The sequence below is a fragment of the Nonomuraea sp. NPDC050328 genome (genome assembly GCF_044459405.1).
GTDB lineage: Bacteria > Actinomycetota > Actinomycetes > Streptosporangiales > Streptosporangiaceae > Nonomuraea.
The window spans coordinates 703,828-726,370 of the sequence record NZ_JBITIW010000002.1; the positions used below are offsets into that span (position 1 = coordinate 703,828).

Consider the following 22,543-nt stretch of genomic DNA (forward strand, 5'->3'; position numbering starts at 1 on the left):
TCTACGGCCCCAGCTTCGGTTTCGCTCTCAGCCCCGGCTCTGGGTCAGTCCAATTCCGGCCCAGCACGATCGCGGCCTGATCCCCAGCTTCCAGCTCCGCTGCTCTCGGCTCCCGACATCCCGCCCAGGCTGCGCTCCTCGCCTCCGCCCGTACTGCCCGCCGCTCCGGCTTCGCCTCCTGCGGCATCTCTAAGTGGCCGCCCGACCGATGAGGCGACTCATGAGACGCATACCTGCTCCACTCCTGCTGCCGGGAGGCGACCGAAGCCGGGCCGGCGAGGAGGCGATGGGAACCCGCGCAGAGAGCGGAACTGGGCGTTGACGGGATCGCGGATGGGGTGTGACAGTAAAGCCAGTCAATCGATTGATTGGGAGTTGGAGTGTCGAATCTCGACCGAGTACGGCAGGCAGCGGTACGGCTGTTTGCGGAGCGGGGGTTCGCCGCGACGGGGATCCGGGAGATCGGCAAGGCAGTGGGGCTGAACTCGGGGACGCTGTACCACTACGCGAGCGGCAAAGAGGAACTGCTGGTCGGCATCATGCGGGCCGGAATGGAGGAACTGCTCAGGGTGGGACGGGAAGCGGTCGGTCTGAGTACAGAGCCGACGGTGCAGCTTGGGCGGCTGGTGGTGGCGCACGTGACGATGGAGGCGGTCAATCCGCTGACCTCGACGGTGAACGATCGGGAAATCCGGTCGCTGACGGGGGGCAATCTTGTCGCGATGGTCGAGATGCGGGACGAGTACGAGGCCCTGTTCCAGGGGGTGCTGGAGGAGGGCGTCAGGCGAGGGGACTTTCGCATCACCGATGTCGGGGTGACGCGGTTGGCGTTGGTCGAGATGTGCAACGGGGTGGCTCACTGGTTCCGGCCTGGTGGGCGGTTGTCGATCTCGCAGGTGCAGGATCTCTACCTTGAGCTGGCCTGTCGGTTGGTCGGGGCTCGGGCGGTGGTTCGGGCGGAGTGCGGGCCGGAGGTTCGGGTCTCGATGCTGGGGTCTGAGCCTCGAGACACAGCAGCGGAAGGGCCTGGGGAGGCCGCGGGAGCTCCGGCAGTTGTGGGAGCCGGTGGAGCTGAGAGGCCGTAGGGAGTAGGTGGCGGCGACGGTTGCGGTGGTGGCGGTGGTCGGGGCGGCAAGCGGCGGATCACGGCGGCATCGGCGGGCCGCGGAGATGACGGATGGGACCGCGGTTGTGGCGGCGCGTGGGGGCGGCCTCTGCTGGAGCGCGGCTGCGGCGGTGGATGGCGGAGATCCCCGAAGGCCTGAGTGGTGACGGTGGATCGCGGTGAGATCCGGTTGGCCGGCTGGTGTGGCCGTGGCGGCCACCGGTGCACCGGTGGTGGTGGCGGTCGAGATCGCGGCTACGACGGCTGGATCACAGTAGCGGCGGTGCACTGCGGCGGTGACCAGTGGACAGGCGGTGAACGGTGGACGGGCGGTGAACGGTGGAGTGGGCGGTGAACGGTGGACCGGCGGTGAACGGCGGAGTGGGCGGCGAACGGCGGAGTGGGCGATGACCGGCGGACGGGGCGGTGAACGGTGGGGTGGGGCGGTGAGCGCTGGTCGGCAGCGGTGATTGCTGGACTGCGGCAGGTGGCCGGGGACCGCAGTGGTGTCGAGGGCGGTCTCTGGGGTGGGTGGGTGCGGGCTGGTGGGTGAGTGGTCGTTGTCGGTGGAGGGCTCGTAGTGGAGGTGGCGTGTGGTGGTGGGCATGGGTGGTTCGCGGGTTGGGCTGATGGGGGACGGGGTGGCTCCGCCGTACGGCTCGGTTTCGGAGTTGGTGCGGGCGGCGGCGGTGCGGTTCGGGGAGGCGGAGTTTTTGCGGTTTGCGGAGGGGGCGCTGAGTTTTCGGGAGGTTGATGCGCGGAGTGAGCGGCTGGCTCACGTGCTGGCGGTTCAGGGGGTGAGCTCGGGGGATCGCGTGGCGATCATGATGGGGAACACGCTCGGGTGGCCGCTGAGTTGGTTCGCGGTTCTGAAGGCCGGGGCGATTGCGGTGCCGGTGAATCCGCGGTTACGGGAGGCGGACCTCGGGTTTGTGTTGCGGGATTCGGGCGCCTGTTTCGTGTTGACGGAAGAGGAGCATCTCGGGGTCGTCGAGGGGGTGGTGGGGCGGCTGGAGCGGGCTCCGGTGGTTCAGACGTTGGCGGGGTTGGAGGCGGCGGTTCGGCGGGCGCCGGAGACTCCGCTGGTGGTTACGCCGGATGGTGGGGAGATGGGGCCGGGCGCGGGCAACTGGTCGCAGGCTGGGGAGTCTCCGGGCGGAGCGAGTGTCTGGCCGTGGGGTGAGGGGCCAGAGGGTGGAGCGGGGGTCGGGCCGCGCGGCAAGGGGGCAGAGTGTGGGGTGGGTGTCTGGCCTGGTAGCTGGGTGAACGACTGGCCGGGGGGCTGGTCGGGGAGTGGGCTGGCTACGGGCGGGAGGTCGGCGGGCGGGGGGTCCTCGGCTGGGAGTGCGGCCGCGAAGGGTGGCATCGCCGCTTCGGAAAGAGCGCTCGGGGACGGCGGGGGGATTGCCAACTTTCAGTACACGTCCGGGACGACGGGGTTTCCCAAGGCGTGCATGCTCACGCACGACTACTGGCTGAGGACCGCGTGGCTGGTGGCGCGGCAGGTGAGGGTGCGGGAAGACGACGTGGTGCTGATGACGCAGCCGTTCTCGTACATGGATGACCAGTGGATGGCGGTGCTGTGCCTGTATGCGGGGATTCCGCTGGTGGTGCTGCCCAGGTTCTCGGCGTCGGGGTTCTGGCCGGCGGTGCGGGAGCATCGGGCGACGCTGACCTACGTGCTGGGGACGATGCCGCTGCTGATGCACAAGCAGCCGCCCAGCCCGCTGGATCGGGTGAACGACATGCGGGTGGTGCTGTGCTCGGGGATCGCGCCGCATCTGCACGAGGTCTTCGAGGAGCGGTGGGGGGTGCCGTGGCGGGAGATCTACGGCTCGACCGAGAGCGGGCTGGATCTGCTGGTCGCGCCCCAGGAGGACGAGACCGTGGGGACGGGGGCGATGGGGTGCGCGCCGCCGGGCAAGGAGGTGCGCGTCGCGGGCCCGGACGGGCGGGAGGTGGCCGCGGGGGCGGTCGGGGAGATCGTGGTGCGGGGGCTGCCCATGATGCTGGGCTACTGGAACCAGCCGGAGGCCACCGCGGAGGTGTTCGCGGGGGGCTGGTATCACACGGGTGACCTGGGGTTCCGCGATCCGGAGGGGCGGATCCATCACGCGGGGCGGTTGACGGACAGCGTGCGGCGGGGTGGGGAGAACATCTCGTGCGCGGAGGTGGAGAGCGTGCTGGCGCAGCACCCGGCGGTGGCGGCGGTGGCGCTGGTGGCGATTCCGGATGAGCTGTTCGGGGAGTTGCCGAAGGCGTTCGTGCAGGTCAAGACGGGGTGCACGGTGGGGGCGCGGGAGTTGATCGAGTACGCGCGGGCGTCGCTGGCGCCGTTCAAGGTTCCGGCCTATCTCGAGTTCGTCGAGGGGTTCGAGATGACGCCGTCGGAGCGGATTCGGAAGCGGGCGTTGCTGGAGCCGGAGCGGGATCAGCGGGCGGGTGCGTACGAGGCGGCGACGGATACGTGGCGAGGGTCGGGGGCTGCGGGCTCCTGGCAGGAGGAGGAAGGGGAACGATGATGGCTGGGAAGGATGCGGCGCCGTACACGGAGGAGAGCGGCCACTTAGCTATTGCGGTGGTCAGGGACGTGGCGGTGGTGACGTTGCGGCGGCCGGAGAAGCTGAACGCGCTGACCGGCGTGATGCGGCGCGAGCTGGCCGCGGTGATCAGGCGGTTCGGGACCGGGGAGGCGGTCCGCGGGATCGTCGTGACCGGGGAAGGGCGGGCGTTCTCGGCGGGGGAGGACCTGCGGGAGGCGGCCGGGCTGCCGGAAGGATCGTTGACCGCGGAGGCGGAGCTGTTCAACGACATCACCCGGGCGGTGCTGGAGACGCGGGTGCCGGTGGTCGCGGCGCTCAACGGCATCGCGGTCGGGGGCGCGGCGGAGATGACGTTCTGCTTCGACGCGCGGGTCGCGGCTCCTGAGGCTGAGATCTTTCTGCCGGAGAACACGATCGGGCTGGCCGTCTCCAACGCCGCGAGTGTGCTGTTGCCGAGGCTGGTGGGTGGCCGGGCGATGCGGCTGGTGATGGGGTCGGCGCGGGTCGGTGCCGAGCGGGCGGTGGAGCTGGGGCTCGTGGATGAGGTGGTTCCGCGGGATCGGCTGGTGGAGCACTGCGTGGAGCTGGTTCATCGGTGGACGCCGGTGGGTGGGGCGGCTGAGGTGCATCTGCGGTTGTTGCGGCCGGATCCAGAGGTGGTGGCTGCGGCGATGGAGCGGGAGGCTTTGGCGGCTGCCGAGGTGGATGCCGCTGGGGTGGCTCGTACGGGGATCGAGCGGTTTGTCCAGCGGGGGAGGGCGTCGGCGGCTTCGGGTCAGCAGGAGCAGGAGCAGGAACGGGAGGAGGGGGAGGGTGAGCACGAGGTGGGGCCGTGAAGGGCGCAGCCACCGGCGCGAGCCGGCGTGGTGAGGGTCCGCAGCAGGTGGATGAAGGGCCGGTGCGGGGTGGAGCGGTGGGGAGCGTGAATGGGGACGAGGTGGCGTGGTGAGCAGCGAGCGCGAGGTGGCGGGCGGGGGGTGGGCGGGTGAAGGCTGTCGTGTATCGCCGTTATGGGGGCTCGGAGGTCTTGGAGCTGGCTGAGGTGGCTGAGCCGAAGGTGGGGCCGGAGTCGGTGCTCATCGAGGTGAAGGCGGTCTCAGTGAACCCGGTCGACTGGCAGACGGCGGCCGGGCTGCTGGACAGCCGGTTCGACGTGCACTTCCCGGTGATCCCGGGCTGGGATGTGGCCGGGGTGGTGAGCCGGGTCGGGCCCACGGTGAGGGAGTTCGGGCCGGGGGACGAGGTGTTCGCCTACGTGCGGCGGGATGAGATCGGGGCGGGGACGTTCGCTGAGCGGGTGGCCGCGCCCGTGCGTACGGTGGCCCGCAAGCCCGCCGGGCTGAGCTGGGAGCAGGCGGCGGCGGTGCCGGTGGCGGGGCTGACCGCGTACCAGGCCCTGGACGGGGTGTCCGGGGGTGACACCGTGCTGGTCCAGGCGGCGGCCGGTGGGGTGGGGGGCTTCGCCGTACAGCTTGCGCGGTTGCGCGGGGCGCGGGTCATCGGGACGGCTTCGTCTCGGAACCATCCTTACCTGCGGGGGCTCGGGGCCGAGCCGGTGGTCTACGGGCCTGGGCTGGAGGGGCGGGTGCGGGAGCTCGCGCCTGAGGGGGTCAGCGTGGTGCTCGACATGTACGGCGGAGCCGACCTGCGGGAGGCGGTGCGGCTGCTGACGCCGCAGGGGTGGGCGGTCTCGCTGGCTGACGACGGCATCCGGGAGCTGGGCGGCAGGTTCGTCTTCGCCCGGCCCAGCGCGGACGACCTTGAGGAGCTGGGGCGGCTGCTCGGGGAGGGGCTGCTCGTTCCGGAGGTCGCCTGGGTGTTGCCGCTCGACCGGGCGGCCGAGGCGTTCGAGCTGAGCAGGGCTGGCCACGTCCGGGGCAAGATCGTTCTGACCACAGGCTGACAGGCCGACAGGGCGGCAGAACGAACAGGCGGGACAAAGAGGCGGGATAAGGGCGGGACAGAGAGGCGGGACAAAAGGCGACGAGCTGACGAGGCTAAGCCTGGCGGAGGGTGGTGGCGGCGGCGCGGAGGGAGGTGGTGATGGCCAGGGCGGCCCGCACCACGGTGAGGCCGAGGTCGGCCAGCCGCCCGTCCCCGGCGGGCAACGCCACCCCCACGGCCATGCACACCCGCCCGTCCGCCCCGAAAACGGGCGCCGCCGCACACGAGACGCCGCCGGTGAACTCCTCGACCGAGTAGGCCACCCGCCGCCGCTGCACCCCGGAGAGCTCCTGCTCCAGCGGGGAGAGCCGGGTGACGGTCCGGCGGGTGAAGCGGTCGAGCGCCCCGTGGGTGAAGAAGGCCCGCCGCAGCTCGGCGTCGAAGGCGAGCAGCACCTTGCCGGCCGCCGTGCAGTGCAGGGGCGCCCGGTCGAGCCCGTCGGAGAGGGACCGCACCCGGTCGCCCCCGTAGAGCCGTTCGACGTAGGCGAGTTCGAGCCCCCGCGTGATGGCGAGGTTGACCGTCTGCCGGGTGCTCTCGTACAGGTGGAGCAGGTGCGGCAGGACGAGCCGCCGGTCGCCGGGCAGCCGCCCGCCGCCGGTCAGTTCGGCCATGCGGCTGTCGAGGGCGTAGCCCGTGCCGACGCGACGGGCCAGCCGTTGCGTGCACAGCACGCCGAGCAGTCGGTGCACGGTCGACTTGGGCAGCCCGATCTGGCGGGAGAGCTGGGCGAGCCCGACCGGGTGGGGGTGGCCCGCCAGCGCGCGAAGGATCTCGACGCCCTTCTCCAGGCTGGTGGGGGTGTGCAGGGTGGTGTCCTCATGAGCGGAGAGGGCCCGCGCCATCGGTAGATCGAACCTCTCTGTGGCCCCGGGGGAATGATCGGTGGTTGACGAACCGATGACTACCCTGAGTGCCGAACCGTCACACCTGGTGCTCCAAGAGCTCGCGCCGGACGGAGCGGGCGATGCCGGGGCCGGTCAGTCCGGCGGCGGTGAGGAGCTCGTCGCGGGTGCCGTGCTCGACGAAGGCCCGGGGGAGCCCGAGCGTGCGGACCCGGGTTGCCGGCGAACAGGCCTGCGCGACGGCGGCGCCGACGCCGCCGGAGACCACGCCGTCCTCGACGGTGACGACCAGGCGGTGCCCGGCGGCGAGGTGGACCAGGTCGGGCGGGACGGGCAGCGCCCAGCGGGGGTCGGCGACGGTGACGCCCAGGCCGCCGGCGTCCAGCCGGTCGGCGGCGTCCAGGCAGGCCTCGGCCATGGCGCCGACCGCGACCAGCAGGACGTCCGGCGAGCCGCTGCGGTAGAGAACGTCGACGGTTCCGGAACGTTCCAGAGCCGGCAGTTCCGGCCCGGCCGACCCCTTGGGGAAGCGCACGGCGGCCGGGCCGGGCAGCGCGACGGCCTCGCGCAGCAGCTCGCGAAGCCGGCGGGCGTCACGCGGCGCGGCGACACCGAGCCCGGGGACGGCCGACAGCAGGGCGAGGTCCCACATCCCGTGGTGGCTCGGCCCGTCGGGCCCGGTGAGGCCGGCCCGGTCGAGGACGAGGGTGACCGGCAGCCGGTGCAGGGCGACGTCGAGCAGCACCTGGTCGAAGGCGCGGTTGAGGAAGCTGGCGTAGACCGCGACCACCGGCCGCAGCCCGCCGAGGGCGAGCCCGGCGGCGGAGGTGATGGCGTGCTGCTCGGCGATGCCGACGTCGAACATCCGCCCGGGGAAGCGCGCGCCGAAGGCGGACAGGCCGGTGGGTCCGGGCATGGCCGCGGTGACGCAGACCAGCTCGGGGCGGAGCTCGCCCAGCTCGCAGAGCTCGTCGGCGAAGACCCTCGTCAGGGTGCCCGCGCCGGGAGCGGGCACGGCGTGCAGGTGGTCTTCGAGGTCCTGCTCGGCCGGGCGGTAGCCGGCGCCCTTGCGGGTGACGCAGTGCACCACGACCGGGCCGGGCAGTTCGCGTGCCGTACGCAGGCAGCCTTCCAGGGCGGCGACGTCGTGGCCGTGCACCGGGCCGAGGTAGCGGAAGCCGAGGTTCTCGAAGAGCGTCATCGTGAGCCGGTTGCCGCGCAGCGTGGCCAGGTGGTCGGCGAGCGCGCCGTGGGTGGGGGCGTAGGAGCGGCCGTTGTCGTTGAGCACGACGATCACCGGCCGGTCCTTGGCCGTGCCCAGGTTGTTGAGCGCCTCCCAGGCCAGGCCGCCGGTCAGCGCGCCGTCGCCCACTACCGCGACGACCGCGCGGTCCCGCTCGCCGGCGAGGGCGCGGGCCTTGGCCAGGCCGTCGGCGTAGCTGAGCGCGGTCGAGGCGTGCGAGTTGGCGATCAGGTCGTGCTCGGACTCGGCGGGTTCGGGGTAGCCGCTGAGCCCGCCGCGCTTGCGCAGCCGGTCGAAGCCGGGCCGGCGGCCGGTGAGCAGCTTGTGCACGTAGGCCTGGTGGCCGGTGTCGAACAGGATCGTGTCGGCGGGGGAGCGGAAGACGCGGTGCAGCGCGATGGTCAGCTCGACGACGCCGAGGTTCGACCCGAGATGCCCGCCGCCGGCGGTGACCTTCCGGACCAGGAAGGTGCGGATCTCGGCGGCCAGGGCGGGGAGCTCGTCCGGCGGCAACGCGCGGAGCTCCTCCGGGGAGGAGACGCGGGCCAGCAGCCGGCTCAGAGTCGTCGACATGTGGTCGAGTGTGGGCGGATCGGGCGGCCTCGGGAACCAGTTGTTCCACTCTCCGGGATGCCGCATTTACTTCCCGTGACAGATAGATGACCTTGCGTATGCACGCACTGGGGGGAACGAAGGGGCTGCAGTGGCTGCCGAGACCGTGGAGATGGTTGTGGCCGGACGGACGGGGTGGATCCGCGGCCGGGTCGACCGGCGCCTGGCCGCCTTCTTCGACGAGCACCCCTCGCCGGTGCCCGATCCGGAGGTGAGCGCGGCCTACGAGCTGCTGCGCGAGTTCGTGCTCGACGGCGGCAAACGGATCCGGCCGGTGCTGTGCTACTGGGGCTGGCGCGGCGCGGGCGGCGCGGCCGAGGAGCCGCGCCCGATCGTGGACGCCGCCGCGGCTCTCGAACTGTGCCACGCCGGCCTGCTCATCCACGACGACATCATGGACGCCAGCGCGACCCGCCGCGGCCGCCCCACGCTGCACCGGGCGCTCGGCGAGTCGCCCGCGATCCTGCTCGGCGTGCTCGCCATGACCTGGGGCGACGAGCTGCTGGCCACCTGCGGCGCCGATCCGGTACGGCTGCGCGCCGCCCGGGTCCGCTACGACGCGATGCGCACCGAGGTGATCACCGGCCAGTACCTCGACCTGCTCGCGCCCACCCGAACCGGCGTCACCGTCGACCAGACGCTGACCACGATCCGCTACAAGACCGCCAAGTACACCGTAGAACGCCCGCTCCAGATCGGCGGCGAGCTGGCCGGCGCCGAACCCGCGCTGCTCGCCGCCTACTCCCGCCTCGGCCTGCCGCTCGGCGAGGCCTTCCAGCTCCGTGACGACATCCTGGGCATGTTCGGCGACCCCGCCCAGACCGGCAAGTCCTGCCTCGACGACCTGCGCGAGGGCAAGCACACCGTGATGATCGCGCACGCCCGGGCGCACGCCTCCGGGCCCGCCGCCGCCCACCTGCGCCAGTGGTACGGCAACGCCGTACTCGACGAGCGGCAGGCGGCCGGGATCCGCGAGATCGTCGCCGGCACCGGCTCCCTCGCCCACGTCGAGTCCATGATCACCCAGCGCGTCGACGAGGCGCTGGAGACCCTCACCACCGCACCGATCGCCACCGAGGCCAGGGAGGCCCTCACCGCCCTGGCCGACCGAATCGCCCACCGCAAGCAGTGAGCGGTGAGCACAGCAGTGCGCAAGAGCAATGAGCAAAGCGATGAAGGGTTGTGCTGAATGACGGAAACTCCGGTGAACGGCCACGACGAGAGCCAGCTCAGCCTCGGTACCGCGGCTGCGCGAAATCTCGCGACGACCACCAAGACGGCCCCGCAGATGCAGGAGATCACCTCCCGCCATCTGCTCAAGGTGCTGCCCTGGATCGAGGTCGTTGGTGGCGCCTACCGGGTCAACAGGCGCCTGAGCTACGCCGTCGGCGACGGCCGGGTGACCTTCACCACCACCGGCGCCGCCGTCCGCGTCATCCCGGCGGAGCTGTGCGAGCTGGCGCCGCTGCGCGGGTTCGACGACACCGACGTGCTGACCGAGCTGGCCGGGCGCTTCGTGCAACGGGAGTACGAGGCCGGCCAGGTCATCGCCGAGTCGGGCGGCCCCTCCGACGAGGTGCTGCTGCTGGCGCACGGCAAGGTGCGCAAGCTGGGCGAGGGCGCCTACGGCAACCAGGCGCAGCTCGGCGTGCTGGCCGACGGCGACCATCTGGGCGAGCAGGTGCTGACCGGCGACCGGGAGCCGTGGGGCTTCACCGTCCAGGCGGTGACCGCCTGCACCGTGCTGGCGCTGCCGCGCCCGGCGCTGGAGGAGCTGCTGGAACGCGAGCCGAGCCTGCGCGAGCACCTGCGGGAACGCGCCGAGGGCGGGTCCCGCGGCCAGAACGCCCACGGCGAGGCGGAGATCGCGCTCACCGCCGGCCACACCGGCGAGCCCCGGCTGCCCGGCACCTTCGTCGACTACGACCTGTCCCCCCGCGAGTACGAGCTGAGCGTCGCGCAGACGATCCTGCGGGTGCACACCCGCGTCGCGGACCTCTACAACGAGCCCATGAACCAGACGCAGCAGCAGTTGCGCCTCACCATCGAGGCGCTGCGCGAGCGTCAGGAGTCGGAGCTGGTCAACAACCGCGAGTTCGGCCTGCTGCACAACGCCGACCTCAAGCAGCGCATCCACACCCGCACCGGCCCGCCCACCCCCGACGACCTGGACGACCTGCTGGCCACGGTGTGGAAGGAGCCCAGCGTCATCCTGGCCCACCCGCGCGGCATCGCCGCCTTCGCCCGCCAGTGCAACAGCCGTGGCCTCTACCCCGACGCCGTCGAGATCAACGGCCAGAAGGCGCCCGCCTGGCGTGGCGTGCCGATCCTGCCGTGCAACAAGATCCCGGTCACCGACAAGGGCATCAGCTCGATCATGGTGATGCGCACCGGCCAGCAGAACCAGGGCGTCGTCGGCCTGTGGCGCACCGGCCTGCCCGACGAGTACGAGCCCGGCCTGTCGGTGCGCTTCATGGGCATCAACGACCAGGCCGTCACCAGCTACCTGGTGACCACCTACTACTCGGCCGCCGTCCTGGTGCCCGACGCGCTGGGCATCCTGGAGAGCGTCGAGGTCGGCTAGTGACCTACCGGCTGCCCGAGTTCTACCTTCCGTACCCGGCCCGCCTCAATCCGCACATGGAGCGGGCCCGGGCCCACACCAAGCAGTGGGCCTGCGCGATGGACATGATCGACGAGGTGGTCTGGACCGAGGCCGGGTTCGACGGGATGGACTACGGCCTCATGTGCGCCTACACCCACCCCGACTGCCCGGCCGAGGAGCTCGACCTGGTCACCGACTGGTACGTCTGGGTCTTCTACTTCGACGATCATTTCCTGGAGACCTTCAAGCGCACCCGCGACATCGCCGGCGGCCAGGCCTACCTCGACCGGCTGGAGGCCTTCATGGCCGACGAGCCCGGCCTGGAGCCGCAGAACCCGTGCGAGAAGGGCCTGGCCGACCTGTGGGCGCGCACCGTGCCGCACCGCAGCGAGGGCTGGCGCGAGCGCTTCGTCGAGGTCACCCGCGACCTGATGCAGGAGTCGATGTGGGAGCTGTTCCACATCGACACCGGCCAGGTCTCCAACCCCATCGAGTACATCGAGGAGCGCCGCAAGGTCGGCGGCGCCCCCTGGTCGGCGTGCCTGGTCGAGCACGTCTCCGGGGCGGAGCTGCCGCCCCGGATCGCCCGCACCCGGCCGGTGCGGGTGCTGATGGAGACCTTCTCCGACGCCGTGCACCTGCGCAACGACCTGTTCTCCTACGAGCGCGAGGTGCAGCGGGAGGGCGAGCTGTCCAACTGCGTGCTGGTCTGCGAGCGCTTCTTCGGCTGCGACACCGGGCGCGCGGTCGAGATCACCAACGACCTGCTCACCTCGCGGCTGCACCAGTTCGAGAACACCGTGCTGACCGAGCTGCCGCAGTTGTTCGCCGACCACGCGTTGCTGCCGCACGAGCAGGCGGCGGTGCTGGCCTACGTCAAGGGCCTGCAGGACTGGCAGGCCGGCGGGCACGAGTGGCACATGCGGTCCAACCGCTACACCAAGGGGGAGTCGTCCGGCGGGCTGACCGTGCACCACCTGACCGGGCCCGGCGGGCTGCGCAACCTGGCGGCCGTGCCGTTCCGGCAGGTGGGGCCGCTGGAGTGCCGGGTCGTCCTGCCGTACCCGTGCGGGGAGAGCCCGCACCGGCAGGCCGCGCTCGCGGCCGAGCTGGAGTGGACCCACCGGATGGGCATGTGCGACAACGTGGTCTGGGACGAGCGCAAGATCGCCGGGCACGACTTCGCGCTGGCCTCCTCCGGCATGGATCCCGACGCCTCCGAGGCCGAGCTGATCCTGTCCGCGCACTGGCTGACCTGGGGGACCTACGGCGACGACTACTACCCGCTGATCTTCGGCCAGGCCCGGGACCTGGCCGGGGCCAAGGCGCAGAACGCGCGCTTCGCCCAGTTCATGCCGCTCGATCTGGTGCAGACCGTCGTGCCGGTCAACGCCCTGGAGCGCGGCCTCGCCGACCTCTGGGTCCGTACGGCGGAGCCGTTCGGCCCGGCCGAGCGCGCCGAGTTCCGCCGCTACGTGGAGGCCATGACCGACAGCTGGATCTGGGAGCTGGCCAACCACATCCAGCACCGCGTGCCCGACCCGATCGACTACCTGGAGATGCGCCGCAAGACCTTCGGCGCCGACATGACCATCGGCCTCGCTCGGCTGACCCCCGGCAAGAACCTGCCGCCGGAGCTGTACCGCGCACGGCCGATCTGGTCGATGACCAACGCGGCCATGGACTTCATGGCCATGGCCAACGACGTCGTCTCCTACCAGAAGGAGATCCAGTTCGAGGGGGAGCTGCACAACGCCGTCCTGGTCATGGAGACCTTCTTCGGCGTCGGGACGCAGGAGGCGCTGGACATCGTGCACGCGCTGATGGAGTCGCGGGTGCGGCAGTTCGGCCACGTCGAGACCAACGACCTGCCGGTCTGGCTCGACGACATCGCGGCCGGCGAGGCGGTCCGCGAGCGGGTGGCGGGCTACGTCCAGGAGCTCAAGGACTGGATGGCCGGCGTGCTTCGCTGGCATCTCGAAACCGGGCGCTACCGCGCCTACGCGCAGTGGAAGCCCGGTCCGAGCGGCCTCGGGACCGCCTCGACCCGGATCGCGAACCTGATCGGGGGCCGGCGTTGACGTTTTCCGCACGGTTGGGGGCCGGGGGATGACCGAACAGCACCAGTTGAGTCTCAGCACGGCGGCGGCGCGCAAGCTCGCCTCCATCACCAAGACGCCGCCGCAGATGCGCGAGATCACCCCTCGCCACCTGCTGCGCGTCCTGCCCTGGGTGGAGGTGCCCGGCGGCGCCTTCCGGGTCAACCGGCGGCTCACCCTCACCGTGGGCGACGGCCGGCTGTCCTTCGTCAACGAGGGCACCCGGGTGTGGCTCGTCCCGGAGGAACTGCGCGAGCTGCCCGCCTTCCGTGACTTCGACGGCGACCAGGCGGGCCTGCACGCGCTGGCCGCCCGTTTCGTCCAGCACGACCTCGACCCCGGGCAGCCGGTGCCCGGTGGCGAGATCGTCCTCGTCGCGCACGGCAAGGTCGCCGTCTTCGGTCCCGGAGCGTACGGCAAGCGCACCCAGCTAGGCGTGCTGGCCGGCGGCGACCACCTGCCCTCCTCGGCCTCGGGCGAGGCGCTCACCGGCTGCACCGTCCTCGTCCTGTCGCGCGAGGCGCTCGACGAGACGCTCTCGCGCAACCCCGACCTGCGCGACCACCTGTCCCGCCCGCCCGGCGCCCCGCCCAGCAACCGGCACGGCGAGGCCGCCATCGACCTGGCGGCGGGCCACTCCGGCGAGCCCGTCCTGCCCGGCACCTACGTCGACTACGACCTCGCGCCCCGCGAGTACGAGCTGAGCGTCGCGCAGACCATGCTGCGGGTGCACAGCCGCGTGGCCGACCTCTACAACGAGCCCATGGACCAGACCGCGCAGCAGATCCGGCTGACCGTGGAGGCGCTGCGCGAGGCGCAGGAGTCGGAGCTGGTCAACAACCCCGACTTCGGCCTGCTGCACAACGCCGACCTGAAACAGCGCATCCACACCCGCACCGGGCCGCCGACCCCGGACGACCTCGACGAGCTGCTGTGCCGGCGGCGCAGCTCGCACTACTTCTTCGCCCACCCGCTGGCCATCGCCGCCTTCTCCCGCCAGTGCAACCGGCTCCGGGTCAATCCCGGGGTGTCCGACCTGCCCGGCGTGCTGTCCTGGCGGGGAGTGCCGATCCTGCCCTGCGACAAGATCCCGATCTCCGAGCGGGGGCTCACCTCGATCATCGTCATGCGGACCGGCGAGGAGAAACAGGGCGTGATCGGGCTGCGCCGGACCGGGCTGGCCGACGAGTGGGAGCCCGGCCTGTCGGTGCGGTTCATGGGGGTGAACGACCAGGCCGTGCTGCACTACCTGGTGACGACCTACCACTCCGTGGCCCCGCTGGTGCCGGACGCGCTGGGGGTGCTGGAGAACGTGGAGATCTGAGCGGCCGGAAAACCGGTTGAGGGCGTCTCCCGCGCTCGCGTACGTTGCGACTCCGGGAGACGCCCTTTCCGCGGCGTCGCCCGCCGTACCCCGTGAAGACAGAGGACTCCACCGCGTGACGCCGCCCGCTCGCCTGACCTGACACGTCCTACCGCTCATTCCCAGCCGGCCGCCCAGCCGCCGGCTCCGCCGGGCTGCCCTCGCGCACCCGGTCGTTCCGCGTTTGAGGTCGCGCGCAATCGGCCTCGTGTCAGGTCTTGAGAGATCATGTCTTCACAATCCCATATCGCGCTGCCCTGGATCGTCCGCCGGACCAGGCTGCCGCTGCTGTCGCTGCGCTGCGTGGACTGCCCGGCGGAGACGGCCACCACCGGCGAGGGCCGCTTCCGGGTCAACGCCAACGGCAAGCTGCTGGACGTGTGGCTGCTCGTGCACTGCGTGTCCTGCGACCGGACCCGCAAGCTCGCCGTGCACGAGCGCGTGCCGGTCCGGACGCTCGATCCGGCCGTCCTCGACGGCTACCACGCCAACGACCCGGCCCTGGTGGCCGCCCTGCTGCTCGACCCGCTGTTCGCCCGGCGCAACCGCTTCGCCCTCGACTGGACCGGCGCCTGGCGGCTCCTGGTCCCTGTGCCCTGGGTGGAGGCCGGCTGGCCGGTCCAGGTGGAGGTCGTGCTGGAGGACCCCGTGCCGATCCGCCCGGACCGGCTCATCGCCCAGACACTCGGCCTCAGCCGGAACGAGGTGGCTCGCCGGGTCAAGTCCGAGACCTCGCTCCGCCGGCCGGCCACCACCGGGTTCACCTTCACGGTGCTGCCCGCGGACTGAACAGCCGCAGGTCAGGGTGCGGGGGAGGCGTTCGATCGGCGGGTGGCGGGTAAGGCTTCCACTCGTGGCCGTTACACCGGGTAGCCGGGCCACCTCGATCGTTGAGGAGCTGTTCCATGCGGGCGCTGGTCCTGAACTGCACGTTGAAAGCCTCCCCTGCGCCGTCCAACACCGAACAGCTCGCCCAGGTCGTCGTCGACGCCCTGGGCGAGCGCGGGGTGGAGGTGGCCTCGGTACGGCTGGCCGACCTGGTCATCCCGCCCGGCGTCGTCACCGACCTCGGCGACGGCGCCGACCAGTGGCCTGCCGTGCACGAGAAGCTGCTGGCCTCGGAGATCCTCGTCGTGGCCACGCCCACCTGGGTCGGGCACCCGTCCTCGCTGGCGCAGCGGATGCTGGAGCGGATGGACGCGATGATCTCCGAGACCGACGACGCCGGCCGGCCGGTGGCCTACAACCGGGTCGCCGGCGTGGTGGTCACCGGCAACGAGGACGGCGCCCACCACGTCATCTCCGAGATCGCCGGCGGGCTCATGGACATCGGCTACACCATCCCCGGCCAGGCCTGGACGTACTGGAACCGCGGCCCTGGCCCGGGCCCCAGCTACAGCGAGACCGGCGAGGGGCACGAGTGGTCGGCCAAGACCGGCCGGGCCATGGCCGCCAACCTGCACGCCGCCGCCAAGGCCCTGGCCGCCAACCCGATCGGCCCGCCTCCGTCCTGAACCCCTCGGGGCCTAGGAGTAGAGGGCCTCGATCTGGGGGGCGAAGTCGCGCAGGACGAGGTTGCGCTTGATCTTGAGGGTGGGCGTGAGGTGCCCCGACTCCTCGGTGAGGTCGATGTCGAGGATGGTGAACTTCTTGATCTGCTCCGCCCGCGACACCGTCAGGTTGGCCGCGTCGATCGCCGACTGCACGGCGGCGTGGATCTCCACGTCGCTGAGCGGGGTCTGCGCCAGGGCGTCGGGGTCGAGGGTGACCAGGGCGCCGACGAAGGGCCGGTTCTCGCCCACGACCATGGCCTGGGAGATCAGCGGGTGCGCCCGGATGACGTCCTCCAGCGGCGCCGGCGCGACGTTCTTGCCGGCGGCGGTGACCAGGATCTCCTTCTTGCGCCCGGTGATCCGCAGGTAGCCGTCGGAGTCGAGCTCGCCGACGTCGCCGGTGTGGTACCAGCCCTCGGCGTCGAGGGCCTCGGCGGTGGCGGCCGGGTTGTTCCAGTAGCCGTCGAAGATGTGTCGGCCCTTGGCCAGCACCTCGCCGTCCTCGGCGATGCGCAGCGTGACGCCGGGGAAGGGCTTGCCGACGGTGCCGACCTTGTTGCCGCCGGGCATGTTGACCGAGCAGGGCGCGGTGGTCTCGGTGAGGCCGTAGCCCTCGTAGACCTCGATGCCGACGCCGCGGAAGAAGTGCCCCAGGCGCTCGCCGAGCGCGGAGCCGCCGCACACGGCCGCGGTGAGCCGGCCGCCGGTGGCGGCGCGCAGCTTGCCGTACACCAGCTTGTCGAAGACCCAGTGCAGGAAGCGGTGGCTGCCGTCGCGGCTGTGCGCGATGGCCACCTCGGCGGCCTTGGCGAAGATCTTGCCCTTGCCGTCGGCGGTGGCCTTCTGCTCGGCGCCGTTGTAGACCTTCTCGAAGACGCGCGGCACGCCCAGCAGGAACGACGGCTGGAAGGAGGCCAGGTCGGGCGCGACGTTCTTCATGTTCGGGGTGTGCGCCAGCACGGCGCCGGTCTCGACGAAGACGACCTGGATGACGCGGGCGAAGATGTGCGCGAGCGGCAGGAAGAGCAGCGCGGAGGCGGAGCGGTCGTTGAAGAGCGGGTCGAGCGGGCCGAAGGCGACGTTGCGCGCGGTGAAGAGCAGGTTGTCGTGCGTGATGCGGCAGCCCTTGGGCCGGCCGGTGGTCCCCGAGGTGTAGACGATGGTCGCCAGGTCCGCCCCGACCGGCGCGCTGCGGCGGGCCTCCAGCTCGCTGTCCGGGACGTCCGCCTCGGCGAGCGGCAGGTCGGTCACCTGCCACAGGTGCTTGAGCTCGGGCATGGCCTCGCGGATGGTCTCGACGTGCCCGTCGAGCTCGGCGAAGGCGGCCTTGGCCCCGCTGTCGGTGAGGATCCAGCGCACCTGCTCGACCGAGGAGGTCTCGTAGATCGGCACGGTGACCGCACCGGCCGCCCAGACCGCGTAGTCGATGAGCGTCCACTCGTAGCGGGTGCGCGACATCAGCGCCACGCGGTCGCCCGGCTCGACGCCGGCCGCGATGAGGCCCTTGGCGAGGGCGGCGACCTGGTCGCGGAAGTCACGGGCGGTCACGGGGGCCCACGAGTCACCGTCCTGGCGCCGGATGACCACGAGGTCGGGCTGCTGCTCGGCGCGGCTGAAGACGGTGTCGGCCAGATTCGCCGATTCGGGCACATCCACCAGCACAGGGATGCTGAACTCACGCACGGAAAGACTCCTCAGAAGGGACGATACTCACGCTAGCAGCAGCTCCGTAGGATGACGCCCATGCGGGTTCATGTCGTCAGCGACGTTCACGGTCACTCCGAGGCGCTGGCCAGGGCGGGTGACGGCGCGGACGCGCTGGTCTGCCTGGGCGACCTGATCCTGTTCATCGACTACGAGGACCCGGCGCAGGGCATCTTCGGCGACCTGTTCGGGGCCGAGCGGGCGGCGGAGTTCATCGCGCTGCGCACGGCCAAGCGGTTCGACGAGGCGCGGGCGATGTCGCAGCGGCTGTGGCGGACGCTGCCGGGGGATCCGCGCGAGCACATCGAGCGCAACGTCCGGCAGCAGTACGAGACGTTGTTCACGGCGATGCCCACGCCCGCCTACCTGACCTACGGCAACGTCGATCTGCCGAACCTGTGGGCCGACCACCTCAGGCCGGGACAGACCGTGCTCGACGGGCAGACGGTCGAGCTCGGCGGGCTGGTCTTCGGGTTCGTCGGCGGCGGGCTGAAGACGCCCTACCGCACGCCGTACGAGCTGGACGAGGAGAGCTTCGCCGCCAAGGTCGAGGCGCTCGGCGAGGTGGACGTGCTGTGCACGCACATCCCTCCGGCCGTGCCGCAACTGCTGTACGACACCGTCGCGCGGCGCTTCGAGCGCGGCAGCGAGGCGATCCTGCGGCTGATCGAGCGGGTCCAGCCGCGCTACGCGCTCTTCGGGCACGTGCACCAGCCGTTGTGCGCCCGCACGCGGATCGGGCGCACCGAGTGCGTCAATGTCGGTCACTTCCGCGGAAAGGGCGTTCCGTACATCCTCGAGTGGTGACCTGACCGGTACGGTGGTCGCATGGCCGATCGCACCACTTCGAGCATCACCGTCGACGCCGATCCCGCCAGTGTGATGGCGGTCATCTCGGACTTCCCCGCCTATCCCGACTGGGCCGGCCAGGTGAAGAAGGCCGAGGTGCTGAGCACCTACGACGACGGCCGGGCGGCCACCGTGCGCTTCGTGCTGGACGCCGGGGTCATCAGCGACGCCTACACGCTGCGCTACCACTGGAACGACACCGGCGTGAGCTGGGACACCGCCGAGTCCGGCACCATGGTCTCCAGCCTGACCGGGAGTTACCTGCTGACCGGGACGGGCAGTGGCACCCAGGTGACCTACGAACTCGCGGTGGACCTGAAGGTCCCGATGATCGGCATGATCAAGCGCAAGGCGGAGAAGGTGATCGTCGACACCGCGCTCAAGGGCCTGAAGAAGCGCGTTGAGGCCCGATGAGGATCCTGCTGTTCACCGGCAAGGGCGGCGTCGGCAAGACGACCGCCGCCGCCGCGACCGCCACGCTGGCCGCGGGCCGTGGCCTGAAGACGCTGGTGGTCTCGACCGACACCGCGCACTCGCTGGCCGACGCCCTCGGCGTCGAGCCAGGGCCCGAGCCGGTCGAGGTGATGCCCGGCCTGCACCTGCACCAGGTCGACACCCAGGCCTCCATGGAGGCGCACTGGGGTGAGCTGCAGGGCTACCTGCGCGACCTGCTCGGCGAGCTGGGCCTCGACGTGATGACCTCCGAGGAGATCACCGTCCTGCCCGGCGCCGAAGAGGTCATCGCCCTGCTGGAGCTGCGCCAGCAGGCCCAGGCCGGCCGCTGGGACCTCATCGTCGTGGACTGCGCGCCCACCGCCGAGACGCTGCGCCTGCTGGCCCTGCCCGAGGCGCTCGACTGGCACGTGACCAGGCTGCTGCCGGTCGGCCGCCGGATCATGAAGGTCGCCGGCCCGTTCGTGAAGAGCATGGCCCGGGTCAGCGCGCCCGGCGACGACGTGCTCAACGCCGGGGAGCGGCTGCACCGCGCGCTCAAGGAGGTGCGCGAGCTGCTGACCGGGCCCGGCGCCTCCGTCCGGCTGGTGTTCACCCCCGAGTCGGTCGTGCTGGCCGAGGCCCGCCGCACGCTCACCTCGCTCAACCTGTACGGCTACCGCGTCGACGCGGCCATCGCCAACCGCGTCTTCCCGGCCGAGGGCGCCGACGACTGGCGGGCCCAGTGGGTGGCCGCGCAGACCAGGCTCCTGGCCGAGGCCGAGGAGTCCTTCGCCCCGCTGCCCATCCACGTCGTGCCCTACCTGCCCGCCGAGCCGGTCGGCCCCGAGACGCTGGCCGAGGTGGGCGAGGCGCTCTACGCCGGCGTGGCCGACCCGTTCGCGCCGCCCGGGGTCGAGCCGCCGCTCACCGTCGAGGGGCACGTGCTGCGCCTCAGCCTGCCCGGCGCCAGCAAGGAGGACGTCGACCTGGCGCGCAAGGGCGAGGAACTGATCGTGACGGCCGGGCCGTACCGCAGGATTCTCGCCCTGCCCGCCGGGCTGGCCCGGCGGCGGATCGCCGCCGCCGCGCTCCAGGACGGCGTCCTGGAGGTACGGTTCGAGCATGAGTGAGAGCAGCAACGAGCGGGACCCCATCGGGACCGTCACCGACGAGGCGCGCAAGCTCTTCGAGGCCATCCAGGGGCGGGCCACCCGCCAGGTCGGCAAGACCGTCCTCAACTCCTTCAAGCCGGGGCGCCAGGAGCGCGACGTCTGGAGCGAGGCGGTCAGCGACCACGACGAGTACGTCTGCCGCGCCTGTCCCTTCTGCCGGGCGATCGCGGCCCAGCGCGAGTCCGGTTCCGACGTGGCCGGCCATCTGGCCGCGGCCGGCGGGGAGCTGTTCGCCGCCTTCCGGCAGGCCCTCGACAGCCTGAGCAGGCCCGCGCCGCGCACACGGCCCGCCGACGACACCGGGGCCGACGGGACCAGGCAGAATGTGGAGCACATTGACCTGGGGTGAAAGGGATCGCGGGATGCTCACGATCGGTGTGGACATCGGTGGCACGAAGGTGGCCGCCGGCGTGGTCGACGAGGAGGGCAAGGTCCTCGCGAGCGCGTTGCGGCCCACCCCGGCCGACCGGCCGGATCTGGTCGCCGAGACCGTCGCCGACGTGGTGAGCGAGCTCGCCGCGGGCCGTGAGATCGAGGCGGTCGGCGTCGGCGCGGCCGGTTTCGTCGACGAGACGCGCTCGATCGTGCGGTTCGCGCCCAACCTCGCCTGGCGCGAGGAGCCCCTGCAGAAGAAGATCGCCGGCCTGGTGGGCCTGCCGGTGGTCGTGGAGAACGACGCCAACGCCATGGCGTGGGCGGAGAGCCGCTTCGGCGCCGGCCGCGACGAGGCCTTCGTCGTGGCGATCACCGTCGGCACCGGCATCGGCGGCGGGCTGGTCCTCGACGGCCGGCTCTTCCGCGGCCGGTGGGGGATGGGCGCCGAGCTCGGCCACATGCAGGTCGTGCCCGAGGGCAGGCTCTGCGGCTGCGGCAACCTCGGTTGCTGGGAGCAGTACGCCAGCGGCAACGCCCTGGTCGCCACCGCCCGCGAGATCGCCGCGGCCCAGCCCGAGCGCGCCCGCGTGCTGCTGGAGCTGGCCGGCGGCACCATCGAGGGCGAGGAGGTCACCGAGGCGGCCCGCCGCGGCGACGACGCCTGCCTGGCCGCCTTCGCCGAGCTCGCCGACTGGCTGGGGCAGGGCATGGCCGACCTGGCCGCCATCCTCGACCCCGGCTGCTTCATCGTCGGCGGCGGCGTCTCCCGCGCCGCCGACCTCTTCCTCGACCGGGCGCGCGACACCTTCCACCGCACGCTGACCGGCCGCGGCCACCGCCCCTTCGCCGAGGTACGGCTGGCCGAGCTGGGCGCCTCGGCGGGCCTGGTCGGCGCGGCCGACCTGGCGCGGCGGCGGTAGCGGCGGCGCCGCCCCCAGGCCCCACAATGGGCGGGTGAGGATCGGCACCTACAACATCCGGGGGATGTCCGACGACGTCCCCGCGCTCGTGCGCGTCATCCACGCGATGGCGCCGGACATCCTCTGCGTGCAGGAGGCTCCCCGGTTCCTGTGGTGGCGCCGCCGCCGCGCCGAACTGGGCGAGCTGACCGGCCTGCGGATCGCGGCCGGGCGGCGCCTGGGCGGGCTGGCGGTCTACGTCCGCCCCGGCGTGCGCGTCCTGCACGAGGAGACGCACGTCCTGAAGATCTTCCTGCCGCGCGAGATCCGCGGCCTGGCGCTGGCCGTGGTCGAGCTCGACGGCGTACGGCTGGCCGTCGCCTCGATCCACCTCGACCTGGTCCCGGCCCAGCGGCTCTACCACGCCACCGAGATCGTCACGCTGGTGGAGCGGGCCGCGGCCCGGTTCGGCGCGATCCCGGTGGTGTGCGGCGACATCAACGAGAAGGAGCACGAGCCGACCTGGCGCTACCTGGCCGCCCGGTTCGCCGACTGCTACCCGCTGGCCCCCAGCGGCGACGGCCACACCTTCACCGCGCGCAACCCCGCCTCGCGCATCGACGCGATCTTCGCCGGGCCCGGCCTGACCGTGCGCTCGTGCGGCGGCGTCGCGGCCACGCGCGAGGACCTGGCCGCCGCCACCGACCACCTGCCGGTCGTGGCGGAGCTCATGGCCGCCGGTACTCCATGATCCAGTTGGTCTCCCAGGTCAGCCCGTCGTCCTCGCTGACCGCCTGTTCCCAGCGCACGGACCCCGGACCGGCGAGCTCCCAGCGGAAGCGCAGCCCCGGCGCGTGGAACTCGCCCTTGCCGCCCTCGAACCGGCCCACCACCGGGGTGAAGTCGGGCGAGACCCGGCTGTCCAGCCAGGCGTGGTGCCACAGGTCGGTGGCCGGGTCGTAGGCGATCACGGCCAGCCCCTTGACCAGGAGGCCGCCGGGGAAGACCGCCTCGAAGTCCTCCAGCATCACCCACCCGTCCAACCGGGGCTCGGCGCGCACGCGCGCGGTGAACTCGTGCCAGGTCCCGTCGGCCGACCTCTTGCGGTTGGCGACGGTCCAGGAGCCCTCCAGGAAGGCGAAATCGTTCATGGCCCCAGGGTCGGGCGGCGGTCCTTGACCGGGCCACCATTCGGCC

The 22,543-nt window shown here is 71.9% G+C and carries 20 protein-coding genes; 16 read left to right on the top strand and 4 right to left on the bottom strand.

What is annotated here, in order from left to right; all coding sequences use genetic code 11:
- Nucleotides 1–380: 380 nt before the first annotated feature.
- The 4 genes from ACIBG7_RS09440 (at nucleotide 381) to ACIBG7_RS09455 (ending at nucleotide 5,551) form a co-directional block, all read left to right on the top strand.
- Complete coding sequence (locus ACIBG7_RS09440; RefSeq protein WP_397335749.1) at nucleotides 381–1,085, top strand: TetR/AcrR family transcriptional regulator; 705 nt, start codon at nucleotides 381–383, stop codon at nucleotides 1,083–1,085.
- A gap of 649 nt (nucleotides 1,086–1,734) precedes the next feature.
- Nucleotides 1,735–3,627 carry a class I adenylate-forming enzyme family protein gene (locus tag ACIBG7_RS09445; RefSeq protein ID WP_397335948.1) on the top strand — a complete coding sequence of 631 codons (1,893 nt, stop codon included), beginning with the start codon at nucleotides 1,735–1,737 and terminating at the stop codon, nucleotides 3,625–3,627.
- Nucleotides 3,624–4,484 carry an enoyl-CoA hydratase/isomerase family protein gene (locus ACIBG7_RS09450; protein ID WP_397335750.1) on the top strand — a complete coding sequence of 287 codons (861 nt, stop codon included), beginning with the start codon at nucleotides 3,624–3,626 and terminating at the stop codon, nucleotides 4,482–4,484. Before ACIBG7_RS09445 ends, ACIBG7_RS09450 begins: the two co-directional genes overlap by 4 nt.
- Nucleotides 4,485–4,690: 206 nt before the next feature.
- Nucleotides 4,691–5,551 (top strand): NADP-dependent oxidoreductase, encoded by an 861-nt coding sequence (locus tag ACIBG7_RS09455; protein ID WP_397335751.1) that lies wholly within the window; start codon nucleotides 4,691–4,693, stop codon nucleotides 5,549–5,551.
- Between the two features lie 94 nt (nucleotides 5,552–5,645).
- Here the strand turns inward: ACIBG7_RS09455 and ACIBG7_RS09460 are convergent, their stop codons facing one another.
- Nucleotides 5,646–6,437, bottom strand: coding sequence for an IclR family transcriptional regulator (locus ACIBG7_RS09460; RefSeq protein WP_397335752.1), 792 nt, complete (start codon nucleotides 6,435–6,437; stop codon nucleotides 5,646–5,648).
- A 79-nt stretch (nucleotides 6,438–6,516) separates the two neighbouring features.
- Nucleotides 6,517–8,253: a 1-deoxy-D-xylulose-5-phosphate synthase gene (locus tag ACIBG7_RS09465; RefSeq protein ID WP_397335753.1), complete on the bottom strand. Its 1,737-nt coding sequence runs from the start codon at nucleotides 8,251–8,253 to the stop codon at nucleotides 6,517–6,519.
- Between the two features lie 130 nt (nucleotides 8,254–8,383).
- On the opposite strand from ACIBG7_RS09465, the gene ACIBG7_RS09470 reads away from it, so the two are divergent.
- From ACIBG7_RS09470 to ACIBG7_RS09495, 6 genes are all read left to right on the top strand, one after another.
- The gene (locus ACIBG7_RS09470; RefSeq protein WP_397335754.1) at nucleotides 8,384–9,424 is read left to right on the top strand and encodes a polyprenyl synthetase family protein; all 1,041 of its coding nucleotides are present in this window, start codon (nucleotides 8,384–8,386) and stop codon (nucleotides 9,422–9,424) included.
- A 57-nt stretch (nucleotides 9,425–9,481) separates the two neighbouring features.
- Nucleotides 9,482–10,876 (top strand): family 2B encapsulin nanocompartment shell protein, encoded by a 1,395-nt coding sequence (locus ACIBG7_RS09475; RefSeq protein WP_397335755.1) that lies wholly within the window; start codon nucleotides 9,482–9,484, stop codon nucleotides 10,874–10,876.
- Nucleotides 10,876–12,978, top strand: coding sequence for a germacradienol/geosmin synthase (locus ACIBG7_RS09480; RefSeq protein ID WP_397335756.1), 2,103 nt, complete (start codon nucleotides 10,876–10,878; stop codon nucleotides 12,976–12,978). Before ACIBG7_RS09475 ends, ACIBG7_RS09480 begins: the two co-directional genes overlap by 1 nt.
- A 28-nt stretch (nucleotides 12,979–13,006) precedes the next feature.
- Nucleotides 13,007–14,320, top strand: coding sequence for a family 2B encapsulin nanocompartment shell protein (locus tag ACIBG7_RS09485; protein WP_397335757.1), 1,314 nt, complete (start codon nucleotides 13,007–13,009; stop codon nucleotides 14,318–14,320).
- Nucleotides 14,321–14,587: 267 nt separating this feature from the next.
- Nucleotides 14,588–15,148: a DUF1062 domain-containing protein gene (locus ACIBG7_RS09490; RefSeq protein ID WP_397335758.1), complete on the top strand. Its 561-nt coding sequence runs from the start codon at nucleotides 14,588–14,590 to the stop codon at nucleotides 15,146–15,148.
- A gap of 116 nt (nucleotides 15,149–15,264) precedes the next feature.
- A complete protein-coding gene (locus ACIBG7_RS09495) occupies nucleotides 15,265–15,873 on the top strand; it encodes an NAD(P)H-dependent oxidoreductase (protein WP_357924111.1) in 609 nt (202 codons plus the stop codon).
- Nucleotides 15,874–15,885: 12 nt separating this feature from the next.
- On the opposite strand, the gene ACIBG7_RS09500 is transcribed toward ACIBG7_RS09495, so the two are convergent.
- Nucleotides 15,886–17,595, bottom strand: a complete 1,710-nt coding sequence (locus ACIBG7_RS09500; RefSeq protein ID WP_397335759.1) for an AMP-dependent synthetase/ligase — start codon at nucleotides 17,593–17,595, stop codon at nucleotides 15,886–15,888.
- Between the two features lie 60 nt (nucleotides 17,596–17,655).
- Between ACIBG7_RS09500 and ACIBG7_RS09505 the strand changes: the two genes are divergently transcribed.
- The 6 genes from ACIBG7_RS09505 to ACIBG7_RS09530 are packed head-to-tail and all read left to right on the top strand — an operon-like array spanning nucleotide 17,656 to nucleotide 22,097.
- Complete coding sequence (locus tag ACIBG7_RS09505; RefSeq protein ID WP_357924115.1) at nucleotides 17,656–18,423, top strand: metallophosphoesterase; 768 nt, start codon at nucleotides 17,656–17,658, stop codon at nucleotides 18,421–18,423.
- A 21-nt stretch (nucleotides 18,424–18,444) separates the two neighbouring features.
- On the top strand, nucleotides 18,445–18,879 hold the full coding sequence (locus ACIBG7_RS09510) for an SRPBCC family protein (protein WP_357924117.1): 435 nt from the start codon (nucleotides 18,445–18,447) through the stop codon (nucleotides 18,877–18,879).
- Nucleotides 18,876–20,030, top strand: a complete 1,155-nt coding sequence (locus ACIBG7_RS09515; RefSeq protein WP_397335760.1) for an ArsA family ATPase — start codon at nucleotides 18,876–18,878, stop codon at nucleotides 20,028–20,030. Before ACIBG7_RS09510 ends, ACIBG7_RS09515 begins: the two co-directional genes overlap by 4 nt.
- A complete protein-coding gene (locus tag ACIBG7_RS09520) occupies nucleotides 20,023–20,421 on the top strand; it encodes a DUF5304 family protein (protein ID WP_357924121.1) in 399 nt (132 codons plus the stop codon). The genes ACIBG7_RS09515 and ACIBG7_RS09520 overlap by 8 nt, the downstream gene beginning before the upstream one ends.
- 13 nt (nucleotides 20,422–20,434) lie before the next feature.
- Nucleotides 20,435–21,367, top strand: a complete 933-nt coding sequence (locus ACIBG7_RS09525) for an ROK family glucokinase (protein ID WP_357924123.1) — start codon at nucleotides 20,435–20,437, stop codon at nucleotides 21,365–21,367.
- A gap of 34 nt (nucleotides 21,368–21,401) precedes the next feature.
- Nucleotides 21,402–22,097, top strand: a complete 696-nt coding sequence (locus ACIBG7_RS09530; protein WP_397335761.1) for an endonuclease/exonuclease/phosphatase family protein — start codon at nucleotides 21,402–21,404, stop codon at nucleotides 22,095–22,097.
- Here the strand turns inward: ACIBG7_RS09530 and ACIBG7_RS09535 are convergent.
- Nucleotides 22,075–22,497, bottom strand: coding sequence for a hypothetical protein (locus ACIBG7_RS09535; RefSeq protein WP_397335762.1), 423 nt, complete (start codon nucleotides 22,495–22,497; stop codon nucleotides 22,075–22,077). The genes ACIBG7_RS09530 and ACIBG7_RS09535 overlap by 23 nt on opposite strands.
- Nucleotides 22,498–22,543: the final 46 nt, after the last annotated feature.

Excerpts from the sequence above, each read along its gene's own strand:
- ACIBG7_RS09460 (WP_397335752.1), bottom strand. The coding sequence starts at position 6,437 with ATGGCGCGGGCCCTCTCCGCTCATGAGGACACCACCCTGCACACCCCC.
- ACIBG7_RS09475 (WP_397335755.1), top strand. The coding sequence starts at position 9,482 with ATGACGGAAACTCCGGTGAACGGCCACGACGAGAGCCAGCTCAGCCTC.
- ACIBG7_RS09505 (WP_357924115.1), top strand. The coding sequence starts at position 17,656 with ATGCGGGTTCATGTCGTCAGCGACGTTCACGGTCACTCCGAGGCGCTG.
- ACIBG7_RS09535 (WP_397335762.1), bottom strand. The coding sequence starts at position 22,497 with ATGAACGATTTCGCCTTCCTGGAGGGCTCCTGGACCGTCGCCAACCGC.
- ACIBG7_RS09485 (WP_397335757.1), top strand. The coding sequence starts at position 13,007 with ATGACCGAACAGCACCAGTTGAGTCTCAGCACGGCGGCGGCGCGCAAG.
- ACIBG7_RS09490 (WP_397335758.1), top strand. The coding sequence starts at position 14,588 with ATGTCTTCACAATCCCATATCGCGCTGCCCTGGATCGTCCGCCGGACC.
- ACIBG7_RS09495 (WP_357924111.1), top strand. The coding sequence starts at position 15,265 with ATGCGGGCGCTGGTCCTGAACTGCACGTTGAAAGCCTCCCCTGCGCCG.
- ACIBG7_RS09450 (WP_397335750.1), top strand. The coding sequence starts at position 3,624 with ATGATGGCTGGGAAGGATGCGGCGCCGTACACGGAGGAGAGCGGCCAC.
- ACIBG7_RS09510 (WP_357924117.1), top strand. The coding sequence starts at position 18,445 with ATGGCCGATCGCACCACTTCGAGCATCACCGTCGACGCCGATCCCGCC.
- ACIBG7_RS09445 (WP_397335948.1), top strand. The coding sequence starts at position 1,735 with ATGGGGGACGGGGTGGCTCCGCCGTACGGCTCGGTTTCGGAGTTGGTG.
- ACIBG7_RS09520 (WP_357924121.1), top strand. The coding sequence starts at position 20,023 with ATGAGTGAGAGCAGCAACGAGCGGGACCCCATCGGGACCGTCACCGAC.
- ACIBG7_RS09465 (WP_397335753.1), bottom strand. The coding sequence starts at position 8,253 with ATGTCGACGACTCTGAGCCGGCTGCTGGCCCGCGTCTCCTCCCCGGAG.
- ACIBG7_RS09525 (WP_357924123.1), top strand. The coding sequence starts at position 20,435 with ATGCTCACGATCGGTGTGGACATCGGTGGCACGAAGGTGGCCGCCGGC.
- ACIBG7_RS09515 (WP_397335760.1), top strand. The coding sequence starts at position 18,876 with ATGAGGATCCTGCTGTTCACCGGCAAGGGCGGCGTCGGCAAGACGACC.